Raw genomic sequence first — 3,870 nt, 5'->3', positions numbered from 1 at the left:
TGCCGACCATATGGCGGGGAAGTAGGGCGCGGCACCGAAGCTGCCAATCTCCCCCCTTGTGGGGGAGATGGCCGGCAGGCCAGAGGGGGGCGCTGTCCCGCCGACGTCTCAGTGGATCACTTTTGCCTTTGGAGGGGCGCGCACCGCGTAGCCCAGCAAATAAGCAAGGCCGAGTTCCTTCGCGCCCCCCTCTGCCCTGCCGGGCATCTCCCCCACGAGGGGGGAGATTGACTGTTTCGCCGCCGGCGCCGATTCCGCCCCTTGCCGCCGGCGCATCCCATCACAATATTGTCGTCGCGCTGGCCTTGCTGAACTCAGTTGCCAGAGCCGCCAAAAATGGTTGAAAGGAAGTCTCGCTCGCGCTCCGGCGCGGCGGGTGGTTGAACAGTGTGGGAAACTCGCAATGACGACAGGCACGAAAGCGACGGAAACCAAGGCATTCGAGGCGGATGTTTCGCGGCTGCTGCACATGATGGTGCACTCGGTCTATTCCGACAAGGACGTCTTCCTGCGCGAACTGATTTCCAACGCCGCCGACGCCTGCGAGAAGCTGCGCTTCGAGGCGGTCAGTCATCCGGAATTGCTGGCCGATGACCCCAAGCCGCGCATCTCGATTTCAGCCGATCCCGACAGCAAGGAGATCACCGTCGAGGACAACGGCATCGGCATGAGCCGCGACGACATGACGGAGGCGCTGGGCACGATCGCGCGCTCGGGTACACGCGCCTTCATCGAGCGCGTCGGCGCCGGCAATGCCAGCGAAGACACGCAGCTCATCGGCCAGTTCGGCGTCGGCTTCTACTCAGCCTTCATGGTGGCGACCCGCGTCGACGTCATCAGCCGCCTGGCGGGAAGCGACGAAGCCTGGCGCTGGTCGTCCGACGGCAAGGGGTCCTACGAGATCGCGCCCGCCCCGCTCGAAGCCGCTCCCAGGCGCGGCACCCGCGTCGTGCTGCATCTGATGGACGATGCCGTGTCCTATACCGGCTCCTACCCGCTCGAGCAGCTGGCCAAGTCGCAGTCGGGCCACGTGCCCGTGCCGATCACGCTCATCGAGAAACCGGGCGCCGAGCCTCGCGACATCGCCGATGGCACGGCCCTTTGGGTCAGGCCGAAAAGCGAGGTCAAGCCCGAGGAATATACCGATTTCTACCGCAGCCTCGCCGGCCAGTATGACGAGCCGGCCGCCACCATTCATTTCCGCGCCGAAGGCAGGCAGGAATACTCAGTGCTCGCCTTCGTGCCCGGCTCGCGTCCCTTCGATCTCTTCGACCAGGACCGCAAGGGCCGCATCAAGCTCTATGTGCGCCGCGTCTTCATCACCGACGATGCCGATTTGTTGCCGCGCTATCTGCGCTTCATGCGCGGGCTGGTCGATTCCGCCGACCTGCCGCTCAATGTCTCGCGCGAGATGATCCAGGAAAGCCCTTTGCTGGCCGCGATCCGCAAGGGCCTGACCAACCGCGTGCTCGGCGATCTTTCGAAGCTGGCCGAGAACGAGCCCGAGGCCTATGCGAAAATCTGGGAGAACTTCGGCGTCGTCCTCAAGGAAGGGCTCTACGAGGACCATGAGCGGCGCGAGCAGCTCTTGAAGCTCGCCCGCTTCCACTCGACGGCCTCGGGCGAAGGCTGGCGCGGCCTTGCCGACTATGCCAGCGCGATGAAGGAAGGCCAGAAGGCGATCTTCTTCATGGCCGGCGACGACCGCGCCCGGCTCGAAGCCTCGCCGCAGCTCGAAGGTTTCAAGGCGCGCGGCATCGAGGTGCTGCTGCTCACCGACCCGGTCGACAGTTTCTGGACGTCGATGGCGCCGGAATTCGACGGCAAGCCGTTCAAGTCGGTGACGCAGGGCGTGGCCGAACTTTCCGACATTCCCTTGCTAGACGAGGCGAAGAGGCCGGACACGGCGGCTACGCCCGAAGTCGACGGCTTCCTCGCCTTCGTCAAGGCAGCGCTTGGCGAAGCCGTGTCGGATGTGAAGCCTTCCGACCGCCTGACCGAAAGCGCGGTCTGCCTGGTAGCGCCCGAACATGGACCGGATCGGCAGTTCGAGCGGCTGCTCAACGCCGCCGGACGCCTCGACAAGACGGCCAAGCCGATCCTCGAGATCAACCCCCGCCACGAGCGCGTCCGGGCGCTCGCCAGCCTCGGCGACGACGAGCAGGCCTTCAAGGACGATGCCGCCCACCTGCTCTACGACGAGGCGCGCGTGCTCGACGGCGACAAGCCGGCCGACGCCAGGGCGTTTTCCGAGCGCCTTGCCCGCCTGATCGCGCGCGGTATCTCGAAGGGCTGAGGCGCGCTGGCCACCTGTTCTCGACGTGTTTATCGCTCGAAGGTGCAAGATGGGGTTGCGCAGCGACCCCGTCCGCCGAAAATTGGCGTCTATCCCAGCAGGGAACGGGCTGAAATCCACTGGCTCAATCGCCCACTGTAGACATCGCGCTTGCAATCACCCAATCTTGGCGCCGGGAACAAAATAAGCGCTTCCAAGAAGGCGCGAACGTCCGGGTGCTCATGAAACGACGATGGACATTGTATGATCCACGGCTGGCCTGGATGCTCGTCGCGCCGGTGCTCCTGCTGCTGATCTTTTTCCTGGTCCTGCCGATCGCCGTGATGGCCGGCTATACCTTCTTCACCTTCGTCACCGCCGGCGTGGAAACGAGCGCGTTGACGACCGCGAACTGGCACGAATTCCTCACAGACAGCTATTATTCCGGCTTCCTTGTGAAGACGCTGCGGGTCGGCGCGATCACGGCGCTGCTTTGCGGGGTGCTCGGCTATTTCCCCGCCTATTTCATCTGGGCCACGACCTTCAGGCACAAATGGTTGCTCTTGCTACTGCTGATCGTGCCGTTCTGGATCAGCTTCACCATCCGCACCTTCTCCTGGATCAACATCCTGGGCGAACAGGGCGTCATCAACGTCGCGCTGCTGAAATTGGGCATCATCAACGAGCCGCTGCCGATGCTCTACAATGAAGGCGCGGTCATCCTGGGCATGCTGCATTTCCTGCTGCCCTACATGATCCTCAACGTCTATGTCAGCCTGGAGAGCATTGATCGCACATTGATTTCGGCGGCCCGCTCGATGGGCTGCACGAGCGCGCAGGCGTTCCGCGAGGTCACGCTGCCGCTGTCGCTGCCCGGCCTGGCGGCGGGCCTGCTGCTCTGCTTCGTGCTGGCCGCCGGCAGCTATGTGACGCCGCAGCTCCTCGGTTCGGGCCGCGACGCGCTGTTCGGCAACCTGATCTACGACACCATCATGGGCGAGCTGAACTGGCCGATGGGCGCCACGCTTTCGATCGTGCTGTTCATCGTGCTCGGCTTCTTCGCCGCCGTCTACACGCGCTACATGGGCATGTCGCAGATCGTCAAAGGACTGGGTGGATGACGGGGCTTGGCGGATGAGCGGGACCCGGCGCAAGCAGGAAGGCAGATGGGCCTGGCGGCTGACCGGCTTCGTCACGGTCTGCGTCTATATCTTCATGTTCGCGCCGATCGTGGCGACAGTGATCCTGTCGTTCAACGCCTCGATGTTCGGCGGCTTCCCGATGACCGGCTTCAGCCTGCAATGGTACGGCAAGCTGATGGCCAACGACGCGGTGCTGGCCGCCTTCCGCACGTCCTTGTGGATCGCCTTGGTCACCGCCATCGTCACCACCGCCATCGGCGTCACCACGGCGTTTGCCCTGGTGCGCTTCGAATTTCGCGGCAAGCAGGCGCTGAGCACGCTGGTGATCCTGCCGGCGCTGGTGCCCGAAACAATCCTCGGCGTCGGCCTGCTGGTGCTGATCAAGGCCGTCGACCAGCCGAGAACCATGCTGCTCCTGGTGCTCGGCCATATCCTGCTGGCCGTGCCCTATGT

Annotated in this window: 2 protein-coding genes and 1 pseudogene; all 3 read left to right on the top strand. The window is 64.2% G+C overall.

Annotated features, from left to right (window positions below; genetic code table 11):
• Positions 1–403: 403 nt before the first annotated feature.
• Positions 404–2,296 carry a molecular chaperone HtpG gene (gene htpG, locus EOA36_RS29980; RefSeq protein ID WP_127280571.1) on the top strand — a complete coding sequence of 631 codons (1,893 nt, stop codon included), beginning with the start codon at positions 404–406 and terminating at the stop codon, positions 2,294–2,296.
• 263 nt (positions 2,297–2,559) lie between these two features.
• On the top strand, positions 2,560–3,396 hold the full coding sequence (locus tag EOA36_RS29975) for an ABC transporter permease (RefSeq protein WP_245464510.1): 837 nt from the start codon (positions 2,560–2,562) through the stop codon (positions 3,394–3,396).
• A gap of 13 nt (positions 3,397–3,409) precedes the next feature.
• Positions 3,410–3,870: pseudogene (locus EOA36_RS29970) on the top strand (ABC transporter permease); the annotation flags it as partial.

The organism is Mesorhizobium sp. M8A.F.Ca.ET.021.01.1.1 (assembly GCF_003998025.1).
Lineage (GTDB): Bacteria > Pseudomonadota > Alphaproteobacteria > Rhizobiales > Rhizobiaceae > Mesorhizobium.
Note: the sequence above shows the minus strand (reverse complement) of the source record. Positions and strands in the feature narration are given on the sequence as shown.

What these genes read in the sequence shown, in the direction of transcription:
- htpG (WP_127280571.1), top strand. Translation starts at nt 404, where the DNA reads ATGACGACAGGCACGAAAGCGACGGAAACCAAGGCATTCGAGGCGGAT.
- EOA36_RS29975 (WP_245464510.1), top strand. Translation starts at nt 2,560, where the DNA reads ATGCTCGTCGCGCCGGTGCTCCTGCTGCTGATCTTTTTCCTGGTCCTG.